This is a genomic window from Paenibacillus sp. P4_E11, assembly GCF_056401635.1.
In genome coordinates, this window is sequence record NZ_JBFUIX010000367.1 from 1 (window position 1) to 2,085 (window position 2,085).

The 2,085-nt window shown below is 48.5% G+C and carries 3 protein-coding genes; all 3 read right to left on the reverse strand.

Annotated elements, in window-relative coordinates:
* The coding region (locus AC1DWB_RS34065) for a MotE family protein (protein WP_477545505.1) at window positions 1-613 on the reverse strand (613 nt) is incomplete at its 3' end.
* 24 nt (window positions 614-637) lie between these two features.
* A complete protein-coding gene (gene fliJ / locus AC1DWB_RS34070; RefSeq protein WP_477545506.1) occupies window positions 638-1,078 on the reverse strand; it encodes a flagellar export protein FliJ in 441 nt (146 codons plus the stop codon).
* 4 nt (window positions 1,079-1,082) lie between these two features.
* Window positions 1,083-2,085: FliI/YscN family ATPase (locus AC1DWB_RS34075; RefSeq protein WP_477545507.1), on the reverse strand; the 1,003-nt coding region annotated here is incomplete at its 5' end.

Here is a 2,085-nt window from a genome sequence, read left to right on the forward strand (position 1 = left end):
GTACGATGTCCTTTAACTGAATCGAAGCCTCCGCCGCTTTCTTCGCATCCATCTTCTCCAGAATTTTCATACGATCGTCCGGCTTCATTTCACTTAACACGAGCACTTGTTCCTGGATCAACATGTTTTCCAGAATCGGTGCTGACTTGCTCGGGTTCATCTTCGCATACATGTTCGCTAGCTGTTGAACTTGAGCCCTATACTCTTGTTCAGTTTGTGTCTTCGTCTTTATCTTTTCGTCCAACGCAGTTAACTGGGTTGTCAAATCCTTGATCTTTTGATCTTTCTGTTGATTCAAGGAGTCTGTTTGATTCAAATCCGCTTCCAGCTGTTTGATTGTATTTTTCAACTCTTCCAATTGCAAGCTGGAATCCTTCTCGGGATCGGCTGCCTTCACAGGATGTGTTTTATCCACGGGAGTCGCTGGATCAGGAACAAACTGTTCCAATATTGGAATCTTGTTAACCGTTCGCAGCATCCCGTTCATTAAACTTTGATCAAACAGCGCAAAAAGGACGCCTAGCAGTACCAGTGTGAAAATAATCGGCGTTGCGAAAAACAAAAATCGTTCAAAAGCGCCGTATGATGATTTTTCCACATCGGTTCTTGCCATGCCGCCACCCCCTTTCCGTTGTCATTACACCGTCTGTACGCGGCGAGTTAAGGCAATCTCATCCAATTCGTCCTGTTCTTTCTTCTGCATCACGGAAGTGAAGTGTGTGAAAGCTTTCTCCTTCGCCTTCTCCCATACCTTCTCTTCCTTCATCTTCTCACTGAGCTGTTGCTGCTTCAGTTCTACTTGAATTTCCGCCTTCTCAATGTCTTTCAACTTGCGCCCTATTTCCTTATCCAAATAATCCAGGAAATCTTGCAGTAGTTTCAGTTGAGAAACAGTCGTCCGATTCATCGATGCATCACCTAGCTGGGACTGTACATCGCTCTTCTTGTGCTGAAGAACAGCCATCTCATTACGTTCAGCTTGCAGCACGCCGATCGCTTCGGAGAGCCCCCATTCCGCTTGTGTTCTTTCGGTGGCCTTCAAATCTACGAGCTTCTGCAATGGATACCGGAAACGCATTTACTCATCCCCCATGAAATTGTTGGACCAGCTGTTCGCATGCTTCGTTATAATCGACTTTCTCCGAAGTCTTCTGCCGCAAGTAAGACCAAATATCCGGTATGTATTGAAGCGCAGTATCAATATCCGTGTTCGAACCGCTCTGGTACGCCCCGATATTGATCAAGTCTTCCGAATCTTTATAGATAGCTAGCAGTCGTTTCAATTGATCCGCTGCATCATTTTGCCGATCAGGCACAATTTCCTTCATACAGCGGCTAATGCTGGCGAGTACATTGATTGCCGGGTAATGCCCTTTATTCGCTAAACTCCGGTCGAGCACAATGTGACCGTCCAATATACCTCGTACGGTATCAGCGATAGGCTCGTTCATGTCGTCTCCATCCACTAACACCGTGTAGAATGCAGTAATGGAGCCTTTAGGTCCCGTACCCGCACGTTCCAGCAGTTTGGGTAAGCTTGCGAACACGGATGGAGTATAGCCACGAGTAGCCGGAGGTTCGCCAACTGCAAGCCCAACTTCCCGAAGAGCAGTAGCGTATCGGGTAACCGAATCCATCATTAGCATGACGTTCATGCCACGGTCGCGGAAATATTCGGCGATGGAAGTAGCGATTAACGCTCCCTTAATGCGAATCAAGGCCGGTTGGTCGGATGTTGCCACAATGACGACCGATCGGGCTAAGCCTTCCGGACCCAAGTCGCGTTCGATGAAGTCTAGCACTTCACGGCCCCGCTCGCCGATCAGAGCGATTACGTTCACATCAGCAGATGTGTTGCGGGCGATCATGCCCATCAATGTGCTCTTCCCTACGCCAGAGCCGGCAAATATCCCGACACGCTGTCCTTTACCGATCGTCAACAGACCATCGATACAGCGTACACCAACACTGATTGGATCCAGTACTCGTTGCCGTTTCAGCGGATTGCTAGGCAAGTTAGTCGTTAGCACTTGGGCCATACGTGAGGGTAACAAGCTGCCATCCATCGGTTGCCCGAGACCATCT

Excerpts from the sequence above, each read along its gene's own strand:
- fliJ (WP_477545506.1), bottom strand. The coding sequence starts at position 1,078 with ATGCGTTTCCGGTATCCATTGCAGAAGCTCGTAGATTTGAAGGCCACC.